This window comes from Pseudomonas ekonensis (assembly GCF_019145435.1).
Classification (GTDB): domain Bacteria; phylum Pseudomonadota; class Gammaproteobacteria; order Pseudomonadales; family Pseudomonadaceae; genus Aquipseudomonas; species Aquipseudomonas ekonensis.
The window spans coordinates 1,051,584-1,067,446 of sequence record NZ_JAHSTS010000001.1 but is presented as its reverse complement, the minus strand read 5'-3'; the positions used below and the strand labels follow the sequence as shown (position 1 = coordinate 1,067,446).

Here is a 15,863-nt window from a genome sequence, read left to right as displayed (position 1 = left end):
ACGCAACTGCCTTGCTCCAGCCAGGCGGCGTCCGGACCGACGCCATCGCCAGCAGGCTGGTTCCCACAGGATCTTCGCATGCCGGACACGATGCCCATGAACAATCTCGCCTTTTCCCCTTTGGCGCCGCTCGCCGCCCAACTGCTGCCCCACGCCCTGGAGCCCTCGGAAGACGGTGCCCACGACCTGTCGCACCTGCAGCGGGTATGGCACAACGCGCGAACCCTGCAGGCCGAGGAAAGCGGGGATCTGCGGGTGCTGCTGGCGGCGGTGATGCTGCACGACTGCGTGGCCGTGGAGAAGAACTCGCCAATGCGTGCGCAGGCATCGCGCCTGGCGGCGGCGAAGGCCGCAACGGTCTTGACAACGCTCGATTGGCCCCAAGCCGAGATCGACGCCGTGGGCCATGCCATCGAGGCCCACAGCTTTTCCGCAGGCATCGAGCCGCTGACGCTGGAGGCCAAAATCCTGCAGGACGCCGACCGGCTCGATTCGCTGGGCATGCTCGGCGTCGCCCGCACGTTCTATACCGCCGGGCGCATGGGCAGCGCGCTGTACGATCCGCTCGACCCCGAAGCCAAAGGCCGGGACTACGACGACAGTCGCTTCTGCCTCGACCACTTCCAGACCAAGCTGCTGAACCTGGCCGCCGGTTTTCGCACCGTGGCCGGCCAGCGCCTTGCGCAGTTGCGCCATCAGCGCCTGAAGCAATTCCTGGAGCGGTTCAAGGAAGAGATCGGCATCGCCTGAGGGTTACTCCGCCCGGCGCCGATCCTGACTTCACCAACCTCAGACCTAACCCGCCCGCCCGGCATGGTAGATAGGGGACGCTCATTTCTGTCGGTTGAAGGAAACGCGTCATGCCTCACGCAACACCCAAGGTTCCGGGCAGGCTGTTCGGCCTGTTTTGCCTGGCCAGCTATCTGCTGTCGCTGTCTTACGGCGCGACGTTTCTGCTGTCGCTGCTGATCGGCTCCCGGGGCGGCAACGAACACGACGCCGGAAGCGTGATCAGCGCAGCGATGCTCAGCACCTTTGCGGCGGTGCTGGTGTCCGGGCACCTGTCCGACTGGCTGGGCGCGCCGCGCTCGATTGCGCTGTTCGGCCTGCTGCTGGCGGCGGCGAGCCTGGGGTTTGCGCTGACGCCGGGGTTCGGTTCGCTGCTGCTGTTTTTCGGCCTGTTGCTGGGACTGGGCTGGGGCGTGTTCTACACGCTGGGGCCGATCATCGTCGCCAGCCTGGTGAGCCCGACGCAGCGGGCGAAGTACTTTGCCCTGCTGTCCGGCAGCATGATGACCGGGATCGGCAGCGGCCCGTTGCTCGGCCGTGCGGCCACCGCGCTGGGTTGGCCGGTGACGTCGGCGTTCTTCATCGCGGCGGCGGCGAGCCTGATGGGCGCAGGGCTGTTCTGGCGCCTCGGCGCACGGCTCACAGGCGCCCAGGCGACATCGGCCGCGCGCATTTCCTGGCGTGCCACGGCACAGGTGCTGGGGTCCCGGGCGGTGCTGCCGATCATCATGGTCGGCCTCGGCGGCGCGGTGTTCGGCGGCCTGTCGAGCTTCCAGACCAGCTACGCCGCCGGCCGCTCGCTGGATTACTCGCTGTTCTTCATCGGTTTCATGAGTGCGGCCATCAGCAGCCGTCTGCTGATCGCGGGGTTCGTGGTCAAGCGCGATCCGCTGCGGGCGTCGTGCCTGTTGTCGGGACTGATGCTGGGCTCGATCGTGTTGTTCGCCTTCGGTGTGCACAGCGGCGCCGGTTACCTGCTGGCGGCGCTGATGCTGGGCGTCGGCTACGGCCTCACCTATTCGGTGATCAACGGCCTGGCGGCCAACGAAGCACCGCCGGGCACCATGCCGCAGGCGTTGCTGCTGTTCAGCCTGGCGTACTTCATCGGCGTGTTCGGCTTTCCGCTGCTGGCAGGCAAGATCATCGTCGAGCGGGGCATGCCGGCCCTGCTGCTGACGGTCCTGGCGGTGGCGGCGCAGAACTGGCTGATCACCGTCGCCCGGCTGCTGTGGCGGCGGTCACGGGAGCGCGCTGCGCAAGCGGCCTAGACCGTTCGTCATCGGCCGGGCACCTCTGCGTTGCGGGGCAGACCAACGTCAGGTAAGGACATCCATCACTGGAGACTCGCCATGATTGCGTCAAGGTTGACTGCCCTGTTGCTCACCGCCGCGCTCTGCCCGGCGGCCTTCGCCGCCACGGTCACCGCCGCCGGCACCGGCCCCACCGACCCGGTCGAGCGGCCCAAGGCCCCCGCCATCCAGAGTGCCCCCGGCATGAACACCGACGGCTCGGGCGTGGAAAACGCCCTGCCGCCGGCCACCGGCATCGATCCACGAACACAGGGCAACGATCCAGGGCGCCAGGGCGGCACACCCGGCAATCCCGTCCCGCCCGCCGACACGGGACCTGGCAGCGGCAAGAGGCCCGACGCCCTGCCGGGCTCCGGCAGCGGCAACCCGTAGGAGGAACACCCCATGCCCCGTGGAAGCAAAGCCAAATACACCGCCGAGCAAAAGCGCAAGGCACAGCACATCGAAGAGCGCTACGCACACAAAGGCGTGCCGAAGGACGAAGCCGAAGCCCGCGCCTGGGCGACGGTAAACAAGCAGTCCGGCGGCGGCGAGAAGGCCGGCGGCTCCGGTCGGGAAAAGACGGCGGACGCCAAGACCCGGGATCGCCGTGAGTCGGCGCGGCGGGCAGCCGCCAGCCGTGAAGGACTCCCACGCGACAGCCGCGCTTCGCGCAATACCCAAACGGTCGAGAGCCTGAGGAAGGAGGCCCGGGCGAAGGACATCCCCGGCCGCTCCACCATGCGCAAGCAGGAGCTGATCGAAGCCTTGCGCAAGGCGGGATGAGTTTCTTCTGCGGATTCTGAGGCGCCTGGGCTGACGCCATCGCGGGCAAGCCCGCTCTCACAGGCTTCCCGGGTGGATGCCGCATTGGCGTTCACCGCCAAACGGGGCGGGAGCCGGCCTGCTGGCGATGGCACCGGTTCAGGCGCCACAGGTCAGCGCTGCTTGAGCCGGTCGATGACCACCGCCAGCAGCAGGATCGAGCCGCGGATCACGTACTGGTAGAACGTGTCGATGTTCTTCAGGTTCATCGCATTCTCGATGATCGCCAGGATCAGCACCCCGGCGATCACGTGCCGGATCATGCCGATCCCGCCGCTCAGCGAAACCCCGCCCAACACGCAGGCAGAAATCACCGTCAGCTCGAAGCCCTGCCCGATCATCGGCTGGCCGGAGGTCATGCGCGAGGCGAGGATGACCCCGGCCAGCGCGCCGATCACGCCGTGCACGGCGAAGATGATGATCTTGGTGCGGTCGACGTTCACCCCCGCCAGCAGCGCCGCTTCCTGGTTGCCGCCGATGGCCATGGTGTTGCGCCCGTAGGTGGTGCAGTTGAGCAGCCAGCCGAAGAACAGGAAGCACAGCACCGTGATCACGATCGGCACCGGCACGCCGAACATCTGCCCGTTGCCGAACACGAAGAACGATTCCCGGGACACGCCCACCGCTTTGCCGTTGGCGAAGATGTAGGCCAGGCCACGGACGATCTGCATGGTCGCCAGTGTGGTGATCAGCGCGTTGACCCGCAGCTTGGCGATCACGATCCCGTTGATCAGCCCGACGATCAGCCCCATCGCCAACGCCGCGCCGACACCCAGCAGCACGCTGTCGGTGTCGCGCATCACCACCGCCGCCACCACGCCGGCGCAGGCGATCACCGAACCCACCGACAGGTCGAAGTGCCCCGACGCCAGGCAATACAGCATGGTGCAGGCGGCGATCCCGGTGGTGGAGATCGCCAGCCCCAGCCCGCGCATGTTCAGCGGCGACAGAAAGTTGTCGATCAGCAGCGTGCAGGCGACGAAGATGCCGACGGCCGCCAGCAGCATCACCCAGTCGTCGAGAAAGCGCCGCAGGTCCAGGGTCTTGCGCGGCGTCGGCAAGGCTTCGTTTTGAGTCGTCATCAGGTTCACCTCTCAGTTCGACGCGCCGGCGCGTTGGCGCGGCAAAGCCAGTTGCAGCAGGTTGGATTCGTTGGCCTGGTCGCGGCTGACCTCGCCGCGCACGGCGCCTTCGCACAGCACCAGGATGCGGTCGGAAATGCCCATCACTTCCATCAGGTCGCTGGACACCACAATCACCGAAATGCCGCCGGCGGCCAGGTCGTGGATGATCTGGTAGATCTCGGCCTTGGCGCCGACGTCGATGCCGCGGGTGGGTTCGTCGAGCAGCAGCACCTTCATCGGCATCGACAGCCAGCGGCCGAGGATCGCCTTCTGCTGGTTGCCGCCGGAGAGGAACTTGATCGGCTGCCCGGCGTGGGGCGTCTTCACCTTCAGCGCCTTGATCTGCTTGTCGGCGTTGCCCCGTTCCCAGCCCCCGCGCAGCAGGCAGCCGAGGCCGGAATGAGCGCCGCGGGCACTGATGTTGATGTTCTCGGCGACGCTGGCCAGCGGGATGATGCCTTCCTTCTTGCGATCCTCCGGGCACAGCAGGATCCCGGCGGCGATGGCGTCGCGGGGCGAGCGCAGTTTCAGTTCGTGGCCGCGCAGCAGCAGGCGTCCGGCGGTGCTGCGCGACAGGCCGCCGAGCAGGCGCAGCAGTTCCGTGCGCCCCGCGCCGACCAGCCCGAACAGGCCGAGGACTTCGCCTTTGTGCGCCTGGAAACTGACCGGCTCGCGCAGGCCCGGCCCGAGCAGACCGTCGACCTTGAGCGCCACCGCACCGCGGGGCCGGCTGCGGTAATCGTAGATGTCCTGGATGTCGCGACCGACCATGCAGGTCACCAGGCGGTCGTGGGTCAATTGGCTCATGTCCTCGAACGTGCACACGTAGCGGCCGTCCTTGAACACCGTCACCGCATCGCAGAGGCGGAACACCTCCTCCATGCGGTGGGAGACGTACAGCACCACTTTGCCCTCGTCGCGCAGGCGGCCGATGATCGCCATCAGCCGCTCGATTTCCCGGGCCGAGAGGCTGCTGGTCGGTTCGTCGAAGGCAATCACATGGGCGCCCCGGGACAGCGCCTTGGCGATTTCCACCAGTTGCCGCTGGCCCAGGGACAGGCGCCCGACCTTGGTCTGCGGATCGATCTCATCGGCCAGGCCCTTGAGGCAGGCCAGGGCCTGCCGGCGCAAAGCGCCGCGGTCCACCAGACCGAAGCGCGCCGGCAGGTGACCGAGGAACAGGTTCTCGGCCACGGTCATCTCCGGCACCAGATGCAGCTCCTGGTGAATCACGGCCACGCCGCTGGCGATGCTGTCGGCGGTGGAGCGGAACGCCATCGTCCGCTCGCCGATCTGCAGTTCGCCGCTGTTGGGGACGTAGGCGCCGCCGAGGATTTTCAGCAGGGTCGATTTGCCGGCACCGTTCTCGCCCATCAGGGCGTGCACCTGACCCGGCCGGGCGACGAAGCTGATGCCGTCCAGCGCCTTCACGCCGGGAAAGGTCTTGCCGATCCCGTTGAAGCGCAGGCTGGCGCCGGTTGAATGCGGTTCGTGTTCGTGTGTCTGTTCTTGCGCATGCATAAAGCCACCTCGTCACACCGTCCGGACAGTCTTCAGTTCCACAGGCCGATCTTTTCCAGTTCTTGCTTGAAGTTGTCGCGGGTGATCAGGGTGACGTCGTCCATGGCGGTGTACTTGGGCGGTTCTTTGCCGGTGGTGACCCACTCGTACATCATGCTCGCGGTGTTGTAGCCCTCGATGTGCGGGCTGGGCAGCATGGAGCCGTGGAAGCCGCTGGCGGGTTTCTTCAGCTCACCGATGGCGTCGGTGCCGTTGATGCCGATGCCGATCACATTGCTGGCCGCGAACCCTGCCGCTTCGGTGGCGCGCACGCCGCCCAGCACCGTGTTGTCGTTCATGCCGCCGATGATCAGGTTCTTCGCCGCGCCCGGCAGCTTCACCAGGGCCGAGTTGGTGGCGTCCATGCTGCCCGGCACGTCGAGGGTCTTGAGCGCCGAGAACAGAATGTTGGCCTTCGGCATGCCGGCGTCTTCCAGCGCCTTGACCGAGCCGTCGGTGCGCTTCTTGCCGGTGTCGAGTTCGTTGTAGGTATTGATCACCGCGTAGGTGTCCTTCCAGTCCCAGTTGCGCTTCTTCGCTTCGGCGGCCATGGCGGCGCCCTGCTTCTGGCCGACCTCGAACGCGGCCATGCCCAGGTACGGCACGTCTTCCATGAACTGGCCGCCGGCGTCGACGAAGCGGTCGTCCACGGCGATCACCTTCAGGTCGTTGAGCTTGGCCTTGGCCATGATCGCCGGGCCCAGGGACACGTCCGGCGGGCAGATCACAAAGCCCTGGGCGCCGTTGGCGGCCAGGCTGTCGATGGCCGAGAGCGTTTTCTCGCCGTCCGGCACGGCGATCTTGATGAGCTCGAAGCCTTTGTCCTTGGCGGCCTTTTCGGCGAAGGCCCATTCGGTCTGGAACCAGGGTTCTTCCGCCTGCTTGACCAGAAAGCCGATCTTCACCGGGTCGGCGGCCAGCAGCGAACCGCTGATACTGAACGCAGCGGTCGCCAGCGCGGCGCTGCACAGGTTGCGGATTGCGTAACGACGTTTCATGAGCAGACTCCTTGTTGTTCTTGAGCGTTGTTCGAAAACGTTAAGTCTCTGCAGCGAGGGCCCTTGCGCCTGCCGGGCCGTGAGGCAGCCCTCTCACCGTACCGAAAATAGTCATATCGTATGATGATTGAATTTCAGACGGACTGATCCGCCCCAGACGCCTTGCTGTCAGTCGTGGTACAGCACCGAGCGGCCGCCATCGATGGTGATGCACGAGGCGTTGATGAACGGCGCTTCGTCGCTGGCCAGGAACACCGCCGTCATCGCCACCTCGATGGGCTGGCCGATGCGGCGCGGCGGGTGCAGGTCGAAGGCGCGCTGGCGTTCGGCATGGGGGTCGTCGAAGCCGTTCCAGTAGTCGACGTTGAGCTGGGTTTCGATGTAGCCCGGTGCGATGGCGTTGACCCGGATGCCCTTGGGCGCGTACTCGATGCCCAGGGCGCGGGTCAGCCCGAGCAGGCCGTGCTTGGCCACCGGGTACGGAAAGCAGCCGGGGATGATGTTCGTCGAATGGGTCGAGGCGATGTTGATGATGCTGCCGGCGCCCTGCTCGATCATCTGCGCCAGTACAGACTTGCAGCCGTACCAGGCGCCGTCCAGGTCAATGGCGAAGCAGCGTTTCCAGTCCTCTTCGGTCATCTGCAGCGGGTCGCGGAACACGTTGACCCCGGCGCAGTTGACCAGCACGTCGATGCGCCCGTGCAGGCCCACGGCAAGCTCGGCCATGGCGTGCAGGTCCTGCTGGGAGGAGACATCGGCCTTGACCGCCTGGACATCGGCGCCCTGCCCGCGCCAATGGGCGGCGACCTTCTCGACTTTCTCGCCCTGGATGTCGCTGATCACCAGCCGGGCCTGTTGCGAGGCGAACGCGGCGACAATCGCCTCGCCGATGCCCTGGGCGGCACCGGTAAGCAGCACGACCTTGTTCTTCAGGCGCTCGCCTTTCGGCGGTTCCGGCACCGGCGGCAGGGAAAGGGGTTCAGCCATGGATCAGGACTCCTGTTCGAAAGCGCAAAAAAACCGGACATCTGACGATGTCCGGTACGGAAGGCTTCTGGAACAAACAGGCGCATGGACGCGACGGCACCGAAACGGCCCGAAGCGCCGGCTCCACTGGGGAGTGCGATGGAGATTGGCTGCATCACTTCACCTGTTTTGTTCTTTTTGAGTGTGAGTGCGTGTCACTGCTGGGGCCGACTATAAACCCGACCGCCAAATAATCTCAATATATAATTTTGCATCCCATATTATGGGAACTATCCAGCAAACCGGGTACAAGGCAGGCCGGCGATATCCACCCGCATCGACAGCACCGCACCGTCCAGCGGATGGTTGCGCGGGCTCTTGGCACTGGTGATGTACAGGGTTTTCATGTCTTCGCCGCCGAACACACAACTGGTCGGCCGGCTGACCGGCAGGTCGATCCGGCGATCCACTTGGCCGTCCGGGGTCAGGCGCAGCAGGCAACCGCCGTCCCAGCGGGCGTTCCAGACGTAGCCGTCGACGTCCATCGCCGAGCCGTCCGGCCCGCCGTGCTTGCCCTGGTGCTGGTCGGGGCCGTACCAGATGCAGGCGGTGTCGAGGTTGCCGTCGGTATGGACGAAGTAGCGGTACAGCGTGCCGTCGAGGCTGTCGCCGAACAGCAGCGTGGTGCCGCCGTCGCGCCACAGCAGTGTGTTGGGGATCCCCAGGCCGCGCAGCAGAGGCGTGATGCGTTTGTCCGGATCGATGCGGAACAGCCCGCCGGAACGCCGCACAATGGGCAAGTCCTCGCCCTGTTCGCCGATGTTGTTCTGCATGGTGCCCAGCCACAGCCGGCCCAAGGCATCGCAGCGGGCCTCGTTGGGCCGGTTGCCGGGCTGCGGATCGGCGACGCAGAACAGCGTCAGCCTGGGCTCAAGGCCCGGCGAATCGAGGTCCAGGCGGTACACGCCGCTGCTCAGGGTCACCAGTGCATCGCCGCTGGCGCAGGGAATGAACGCCGACACGTGCTCCGGCATCTGCCAGATCTGCACGTTGTGGCCGATCAGCCGCAAGGCCTGGCGGCCGGCGATGTCCACCCAGTACAGCGCCTGGGTCGGCGCGTCCCAGAACGGGCCTTCGCCCAGGTGCGCCCGGTGCTGGGTCACTGCGGTCCACGTCATGCAACCTCCTTCGATCGTCTGTTTGGGGTGGGGATGGCAGTGCGTCAGTCGCTTCTGTGTCGGCCGCAAATCCGCCATCGCGAGCGGGCTCGCTCCCACATAAGGCTGCGCGGTGGTCAGCCATGTCGTCTGTCGGCCATCACCTGCGGGTAATGGCGCTTGATCGCCAGGTCCGCGTCGTCGATCAACGTCATGCAGGCCCAGACGCCCCGCGCAGCGTCACGGGCGGCGATGGCGTCGGCCATGTCCTTGTGGATCGGCAAGGTGCGGCGCAACTCATCGGGGTCGGCGGCGGACACCTCGAAAGACACCGCCAGCAACGCGCCGAGGGCCGGCACCATCTGTTCGATGAACTGGTTGTGGCTCGCGGCGAGGATGCATTCGTGAAAAGCCTGGTCGGCGCGGTTGTAATCGAGGCCGTCGTCCACCGCCCGTTCCAGCGCGTTGTAGGCCAGTTGCACGGCTTGCAACTGTTCGGCCGTGGCCCGCTCGCAGGCCCAGCGCACCGCCATCGGCTCGATGGTGCGGCGCAGGTCGAGGAGGTCGTCGACGAAGTTTTCCGGCAGCCCGTTGCGCGACAGCCAGCCCACCACCTGCGGGTCGAACAGGTTCCAGCGCCGTACCGGCAGCACCCGGGTGCCGACTTTCGGCCCGACCTCGAGCATGCCTTTGGCGACCAGGGTCTTGATGGCTTCGCGGATGACGGTTCGACTGACCCCGAGCTGCTCGCCCAGATCGGCCTCGACCTTGATGGCCTGCCCCGGCTGCACATGGCCTGCCGCGATCCATCCTCCGAGCCAATCGACCGTTGATGCATGAAAGCTGCTGGACATGGACACCTCAACGCCGTCTGCGATGGATGCCCACGCTAATCATCATACGATTGGGAGTCAAATCGGATTGTTCAATACCACAGGTGACGCATGAACCTCAGGGCTCCAGGCCGATCGGGAAGAACTCGCCGCCGCTCCATACGCCCAGCCAGCGCTGGCCGTCGATTTCGCGGCTGACCGCCAGCTCCACCAGTTGGTAGAACACGTTGCGGTGGATCAGCGCTTCCAGGTTGCTGCGCACATGCACATACGGCGCAGGCTCTTGCGTGAGCGGATCGGTCTGCACGCGGATCGGATGTTCGGCGCCGGCCTCGGCGGTCTCATCGACGTTGGTGGTGAAACGCAGAACCTGCGCCTCGCCCTCGCCTTGCGCCTCGACGGCAATCGCCACGAACGGCGCATCGTCGACCTTGATCCCGACCTTCTCGACCGGGGTGATCAGGAAATAGTCATCGCCGTCGCGGCGGATGATGGTGGAGAACAGCTTGACCATCGGCTTGCGCCCGATCGGCGTGCCCAGGTAGAACCAGGTGCCGTCCCGGGCGATGCGCATGTCGATGTCGCCGCAGAAGTCCGGATTCCACAAGTGCACCGGGGGCAAGCCTTGGGTCTTGGGGATCTGCCCCAGCAGGTCATTGGCCTTCTGCGGTCCGCTCATGGCGCATTCCTCTGGTTATTGGTCGGCCACGCCCAGCAGGCTGCGCGCATATTGGGCAAGCGGCGGGCCGATCAGGTCTTCCGGCTTGTTGTCGTGGAACGTCAGCAACCCGCCACGGCTCTTGATCCGTGCAGTATCGATCAGATACTGGGTGCTGGTCTCGATCAACATGATCTGAATCACGCCGCTGTCGATGCCAAGGCGATCCACCGCTTCCTCGTCAAGCCATTCATCGGAGTTGCCGATGCGGTTGTCGGCCTTGGCGAAACGGGTGTAAAGCAGGTAGTGGGCGCCGGCCTCGCGGGCCTCGCCCATCGCCTGATCCAGACCTTCCGGCGCACGGGCGCGGCGCACCATCGGGAAATACTCGACGAAGCCCTTGAAGGCTTCTTCGGCGACCACGTTCGGGCGCGGGTAAGAGCCGCCCGGCGGCGCGAACGCCCCTTGGGCGATGTAGATGAACGAGTCCGGCTGAATGCGCAGGTTGTTCACGCGCCGGCTGTCACTGTGATCCAGCAGGCCCGCGTCGCTCATCTGATAGCGGGTGCCCTCCGCCATATCGCTGACAGTCATACAGCCACCAAGCGCCAGAACGGCCAGCAGCAAAACCAGGCTACGCATCCTCATCCTCCAGAAGCCGGTGACGGAAAACCGGCGAATGGCCGTAGGATGCAGCTTTTGCGCCAGCTCGGTCATCCTGTGCGGTTGTTCAGCCGCCGATGATCTTCATGACCGTTGCGCCGCCGGAGAACGCCACCTCCTGCTTGTCCCCCAGCGCCTTGACCAGCAAACGCTGCAAGGCCGGCAACGCCTGGTGGCGGGGTTTGTCCAGAAGATCGCCGACATAGTGACGGTTGCTCGACGACAGGCAGCCATGCAGCCATCCGGTGGACGACAGGCGCAACCGCGAGCACGTCCGGCAGAACGGCACGCTTTCGTTGGCGATCACGCCGAAATGGCCGACGCCGGGAATCCCGTAGCGCACGGCGGTGGCGTCGATGGGCGCATCGGCCTGGGCGAACTCGTAATGCTCGCCGATCAGGCTGAGCAACTGCTGAAGGCTGACGAACTGCTGCAGGAAGGCATTGGTGTCGTTGGCCAGGTGACCCATGCGCATCAGCTCGATGAAGCGCAACTCGTAACCCCGCGCCAGGCAGTAGTCGAGCAGCGGCATCACCTGATCGAGGTTCTGCCCCCGCAACGGCACCATGTTGACCTTGATCTTCAGGCCCGCCGCCGCGGCTTGCTCCATGCCGTCGAGCACCGTGGCCAGGTCGCCGCCGCGGGCGATGCTGCGGAACGCGCCGGCGTCCAGGGTATCGAGGGAAACGTTGATCCGCCGCAGGCCGGCGTCGACCAGCAACGGCAGCTTTTTCGCCAGCAGTTGACCGTTGGTGGTGAGGCTGATGTCCTCCAGCCCCATCTGGCCGACGGCGCCCATGAAGGATTCGAGCTTGGGACTGACCAACGGCTCGCCGCCGGTGATGCGCAGGCGCTCGATGCCCGCCGCCTCGATCAGATAGGCCACGCCGCGCGCCATGGCCTCGGCCGACAGCTCATCCTGCGCAGCCACCAGCCGCTTGCCGTTCGGCACGCAGTAGGTACAGGCGTAATTGCAGGCAGAGGTCAGGCTGATCCGCAGATTGCGAAAACGCCTGCCTTGACGGTCAACGATCATGATCACTCCGGCAACAGTAAATCGGGCGGCTAAAACTTGACTCACAAATCAAGTTTTAGCAACCCCTATGCCTGAGTATATTCCTGTGGTACTGCGCCATGCAGCGAAAACATGGCGCGATAAGGCAACTGAATGGCTTCAGTTGGTCGGCGCTTCAGGGTCACGCTTGCGCTTGTTGCCCATGCGCACGCCGATGTCCATCAGGAACTGGAAGAAACCTTCCTGATCCTCCAGCACGTTGCTCCAGAACGGCGAGTGATACAGCGCCACGGCGCCGTGCACCAGCGCCCAGGACGCGCAGTAGTGGAAGTACGGCGGCACGTCCTCCAGCTTGCCTTCGCTGATGCGGCCTTTGATGAGCAGGGTCAGACGTTCGAAGTTCGAGGCGCGGATCTTGTGCAGCTCCTCGACCATTTCCGGCACCTGATTGCCCTTGACCACTTTTTCTTCCAACCGGTCGAACAGGCGGTAGCGCTGCGGATCGCGCATGCGGAATTCAAAGTAGGCACGGGACAGGGCTTCCTTGTCCTTGTCGACATCGGCCGAATGCAACAGCGCGTTCAGGTCGCGCTCGTAATCGAGCATCAGGCGCAGGTAGATCTCCGCCTTGGACTTGAAGTGCTTGTAGATCGTGCCTTTGCCGATACCCACGGCATCAGCAATCATCTCGACGGTGACACTGTCTTCACCTTGTTCGAGGAACAGCTTGAGCGCGGTATCGAGAATTTCTTGCTCGCGGCGACGAAACTCACGGACCTTACGAGGTTCTTTGTGCATAAGAAAAGGTCTGTAGGGGTCAAAATACGAAGCCGCGTATTATGCCTAACTTGCGCAAAAATGCACGGATCATCCGACCATATCTGTGTTTCCCGTTCGTTTCACGAACGTTTGCACGGGAATGAGAACTCAACCGAAGCGATCGTATTCCAAATTTGTTTAAAAACCCCGGCCGACCCACTGGACTGAACGCCAGACTGATCAATACTTGAACTGTCGGGCGGCATCTCCCCCAAGTGCCGCGCCGGTAAAGGTACCAAAGGACCGCGTGCCTTTGTTTTACTCCTAATGGTCTTAACCCGGATTCACCCCCCAGAACCCGGGTTTTTTTTGCCCGCGATTCAGGCGCTTACGTGGGCCAGCGGGAACAGCCGCCTGAAATTCTCCGTAGTCTGCGCGGCAAAGCGCTCGTAGTCCTCGCCGCGCAGCATCGCCAAAAACTCTGCCACTTCCCGCACGTACTGCGGCAGGTTCGGCTTGCCCCGGTACGGGATCGGCGCAAGGTACGGCGAGTCGGTCTCGACCAGCAGGCGGTCCGCCGGCACCCGGCTGGCCACATCGCGCAGCGCATCGGCGTTGCGGAACGTGACGATGCCCGACAGGGAAATGTAATAGCCCATGTCCAGGGCGGCCTTGGCCATGTCCCAGTCCTCGGTGAAGCAATGCAGCACGCCGGCCTGGGGCAGCGCCGCCTCGCGCAGCAGCGCCAGGGTGTCCTCGCGCGCACCGCGGGTATGGATGATCACCGGCTTGCCGGTCTGCTTCGCGGCCTGCAGGTGCAGGCGGAAGGATTCCTGCTGCAGTTCGGCGGCTTCCGGTTCGTAGTGGTAGTCCAGCCCGGTCTCGCCGATGGCCACCACTTTGGGGTGATCGACTTCACGCAACAGCCAGTCCAGCGCCGGCGCCGCGCCCGGCTGGACGTCCAGCGGATGCACGCCCACCGAACAGTCGACGTCGTCGTAGCGTTCGGCCAGCGCTTTCACGTCGGCGGCGTTGTCGGCACTGATGCCGATGCACAGGAAGTGCCCGACACCACGCTGCCGGGCGGCATCCAGTGCGGCATCCAGGGAGCCGTCGTGGGCGGCGAGGTCAAGGCGATCAAGGTGGCAATGGGAATCTACAAGCATAAAAGGACTGCAACTTACATCGTATGAGTGGGACGGTCGGACTTCAGGGCTCCGGCCAGATGGGTTTCGATGCGACTTCGGGCGGTGTTGTCGCCATCGTTGAACTGCACGCCGACACCCGCCGCGCGGTTGCCTTGCGCCCCTTTGGGGGTGATCCAGGCCACCTTGCCGGCGACCGGTATCTTTTCCGTCTCGTCCATCAGGTGCAGCAGCATGAACACCTCGTCGCCCAACCGGTAGCTTTTGTTGGTCGGGATGAACAGGCCGCCGTTCTTGATGAACGGCATGTAGGCGGCATACAGCACCGACTTGTCCTTGATGGTCAGGGAAAGGATGCCGTTGCGCGGCCCGGGGCTGACAGGTTCATTCATGTTCACCTCCACTGCTGATCTTCAGAGTCTAGGCACACACCGCCGCTTTTGCGGCGCTCACGCAAGCGTCAGCGCTGGGCAGGCAATCCCGCCCACTGCACCAGCAGCGACTCCAGCAACAGCGCCGGATTGAGGTTGGCCTTGCTCAGCACCTTCTGGCGCTGGGCCAGGATCCAGTCCTGGATGTCGAGCACTTTGCCCTGGGCGCTTTTCTGCGCCAGGTACTGCACGACCTTTTGCATGTCGCTCAGGCCCAGGCCGGTTTCATCCTGGGTCAACTGGTAGCGCAGGATCAGGTTCGACCAATCGCAGAACCAGTCGAACAGGCGCAGCATCGGAATGCTCTTCCATTCCTCGGCCAACTGCATCGGCGATTGCTGTTGCTTGAGCAGCTTCTTCACCCCGTCGACCACCTGCGCCCGCTGCTCGCGCACGCCCTGGTTGTGCAGGGTGACCGCCGCCAGCGGCGAACCGGCGGCCAGGGTCAACAGTTCGACACGCTCGTCTTCGGAACATTCCGGCAAGGCGCCGGCCAGCCACTTCAGGCTCATCGCCTCGCCCGGCAGCGGACAGGCCTGCTGCACACAGCGGCTCTTGATCGTCGGCAGCAGGCGGCTCGGCTGGTGGCTGACCAACAGCAGCACGGTATCGCCGGACGGCTCTTCAAGGCTCTTGAGCAAGGCGTTGGCGGCGTTGATGTTCATCGACTCCACCGGTTCGATCAGCACCACTTTGCGTCCGCCCAGCTGCGCGGTCTGCACCACGAAACTCACCAGGTCGCGCACCTGGTCGACCTTGATCGCCTTGTCGGCCTCCTCCGGCTCCAGGATGTAGTTGTCCGGATGGCTGCCGGCCTTGAGCAGCAGGCAGGATTTGCATTCGCCGCAGGCGTCCGGCGTCGGGCGCTGGCACAACAGGCTGGCCATCAGCCGTTCGGCCAGCGCCCGCTTGCCGATGCCGGCAGGCCCGTGCAGCAAGTAAGCGTGGGCGTGCCGGCTGCGTCCGGCCAGTTGCTGCCAAAGGCTGTCCTGCCAGGGGTAGGCTTCAGCCACGGCTGCGCTCCAGGAGACGCGGCAACAAGGCGTCGAGGGATTGCTGAACCTGCGCCAAGGGCTGCGCGGCATCGATCAGCACGTAACGTTTGGGGTCAGCCTCGGCCCGCTTGAGGAACGCATCGCGCACCGCTTCGAAAAACGCCTGACCTTCCAGCTCGAACCGGTCCAGCCGGCCACGGGCAGCGGCCCGGGCCAGACCGACATCAACCGGCAAATCGAAAATCAGTGTGAAGTCCGGACGCAGGTCGCCCTGGACAAAGCTTTCCAGCACCGCGATGCGCTCCAGCGACAGGCCACGGCCGCCGCCCTGGTACGCATAGGTCGAATCGGTGAAGCGGTCGCACAGCACCACCGCTCCCCGGGCCAGCGCCGGACGGATCACTTCGGCCAGGTGCTGGGCGCGGGCGGCGAACACCAGCAGCAGTTCGGCGTCGGAGTGCATGACTTCGTCGGCCGGGGCCAACAGCACCTCGCGGATGCGTTCGGCCAGCGGCGTACCGCCCGGCTCACGGGTCAGCACCACTTCGATGCCGGCGGCGCGCAGCCGCTCGGCAAGGTATTCGCGGTTGGTGCTTTTGCCGGCGCCTTCCGGGCCTTCCAGGGTGATAAACAAGCCAGTCACGGGCAGTCCTTCA

18 protein-coding genes are annotated in these 15,863 nt (G+C 64.9%); 4 read left to right on the top strand and 14 right to left on the bottom strand.

From position 1 onward, the window contains the following. The first annotated feature begins 96 nt into the window (after positions 1–96). The 4 genes from KVG96_RS04940 to KVG96_RS04925 all read left to right on the top strand — a co-directional run bounded on the left by KVG96_RS04940 (position 97) and on the right by KVG96_RS04925 (position 2,864). Positions 97–750 (top strand): HD domain-containing protein, encoded by a 654-nt coding sequence (locus KVG96_RS04940; RefSeq protein ID WP_217891045.1) that lies wholly within the window; start codon positions 97–99, stop codon positions 748–750. 110 nt (positions 751–860) lie between these two features. Beyond that, positions 861–2,057, top strand: coding sequence for an MFS transporter (locus tag KVG96_RS04935; protein WP_217891044.1), 1,197 nt, complete (start codon positions 861–863; stop codon positions 2,055–2,057). A gap of 81 nt (positions 2,058–2,138) precedes the next feature. Further along, complete coding sequence (locus KVG96_RS04930) at positions 2,139–2,471, top strand: hypothetical protein (protein WP_217891043.1); 333 nt, start codon at positions 2,139–2,141, stop codon at positions 2,469–2,471. Between the two features lie 12 nt (positions 2,472–2,483). Beyond that, a complete protein-coding gene (locus tag KVG96_RS04925; protein ID WP_217891042.1) occupies positions 2,484–2,864 on the top strand; it encodes a Rho termination factor N-terminal domain-containing protein in 381 nt (126 codons plus the stop codon). A 152-nt stretch (positions 2,865–3,016) separates the two neighbouring features. Here KVG96_RS04925 and araH read toward each other — a convergent pair whose 3' ends face one another. From araH to tmk, 14 genes are all read right to left on the bottom strand, one after another. Next, on the bottom strand, positions 3,017–3,985 hold the full coding sequence (gene araH / locus KVG96_RS04920; RefSeq protein WP_217891041.1) for an L-arabinose ABC transporter permease AraH: 969 nt from the start codon (positions 3,983–3,985) through the stop codon (positions 3,017–3,019). A 12-nt stretch (positions 3,986–3,997) separates the two neighbouring features. Then, positions 3,998–5,548 carry an L-arabinose ABC transporter ATP-binding protein AraG gene (araG, locus tag KVG96_RS04915; RefSeq protein ID WP_217891040.1) on the bottom strand — a complete coding sequence of 517 codons (1,551 nt, stop codon included), beginning with the start codon at positions 5,546–5,548 and terminating at the stop codon, positions 3,998–4,000. Between the two features lie 32 nt (positions 5,549–5,580). Beyond that, on the bottom strand, positions 5,581–6,585 hold the full coding sequence (locus tag KVG96_RS04910; protein WP_217891039.1) for a substrate-binding domain-containing protein: 1,005 nt from the start codon (positions 6,583–6,585) through the stop codon (positions 5,581–5,583). A gap of 168 nt (positions 6,586–6,753) precedes the next feature. Then, positions 6,754–7,572: an SDR family oxidoreductase gene (locus KVG96_RS04905; RefSeq protein ID WP_217891038.1), complete on the bottom strand. Its 819-nt coding sequence runs from the start codon at positions 7,570–7,572 to the stop codon at positions 6,754–6,756. Positions 7,573–7,841: 269 nt separating this feature from the next. Further along, on the bottom strand, positions 7,842–8,729 hold the full coding sequence (locus KVG96_RS04900; protein WP_217891037.1) for an SMP-30/gluconolactonase/LRE family protein: 888 nt from the start codon (positions 8,727–8,729) through the stop codon (positions 7,842–7,844). A 116-nt stretch (positions 8,730–8,845) separates the two neighbouring features. Then, positions 8,846–9,562: a FadR/GntR family transcriptional regulator gene (locus KVG96_RS04895; RefSeq protein ID WP_217891036.1), complete on the bottom strand. Its 717-nt coding sequence runs from the start codon at positions 9,560–9,562 to the stop codon at positions 8,846–8,848. A 97-nt stretch (positions 9,563–9,659) separates the two neighbouring features. After that, positions 9,660–10,220, bottom strand: coding sequence for a DUF1285 domain-containing protein (locus KVG96_RS04890; RefSeq protein ID WP_085636731.1), 561 nt, complete (start codon positions 10,218–10,220; stop codon positions 9,660–9,662). 15 nt (positions 10,221–10,235) lie between these two features. Further along, complete coding sequence (locus KVG96_RS04885; RefSeq protein ID WP_085578109.1) at positions 10,236–10,841, bottom strand: DUF4823 domain-containing protein; 606 nt, start codon at positions 10,839–10,841, stop codon at positions 10,236–10,238. Positions 10,842–10,929: 88 nt separating this feature from the next. Beyond that, positions 10,930–11,898, bottom strand: a complete 969-nt coding sequence (locus tag KVG96_RS04880; RefSeq protein ID WP_085578110.1) for a GTP 3',8-cyclase MoaA — start codon at positions 11,896–11,898, stop codon at positions 10,930–10,932. Between the two features lie 138 nt (positions 11,899–12,036). Continuing rightward, positions 12,037–12,675, bottom strand: a complete 639-nt coding sequence (locus tag KVG96_RS04875) for a TetR/AcrR family transcriptional regulator (RefSeq protein ID WP_085578111.1) — start codon at positions 12,673–12,675, stop codon at positions 12,037–12,039. A gap of 341 nt (positions 12,676–13,016) precedes the next feature. After that, a complete protein-coding gene (locus KVG96_RS04870) occupies positions 13,017–13,802 on the bottom strand; it encodes a TatD family hydrolase (protein ID WP_217891035.1) in 786 nt (261 codons plus the stop codon). A 14-nt stretch (positions 13,803–13,816) separates the two neighbouring features. Further along, complete coding sequence (locus KVG96_RS04865; protein WP_217891034.1) at positions 13,817–14,173, bottom strand: PilZ domain-containing protein; 357 nt, start codon at positions 14,171–14,173, stop codon at positions 13,817–13,819. 68 nt (positions 14,174–14,241) lie between these two features. After that, positions 14,242–15,225, bottom strand: a complete 984-nt coding sequence (locus KVG96_RS04860) for a DNA polymerase III subunit delta' (RefSeq protein WP_217891033.1) — start codon at positions 15,223–15,225, stop codon at positions 14,242–14,244. Continuing rightward, complete coding sequence (tmk, locus tag KVG96_RS04855; protein WP_217891032.1) at positions 15,218–15,850, bottom strand: dTMP kinase; 633 nt, start codon at positions 15,848–15,850, stop codon at positions 15,218–15,220. Before tmk ends, KVG96_RS04860 begins: the two co-directional genes overlap by 8 nt. Between the last annotated feature and the right edge of the window lie 13 nt (positions 15,851–15,863).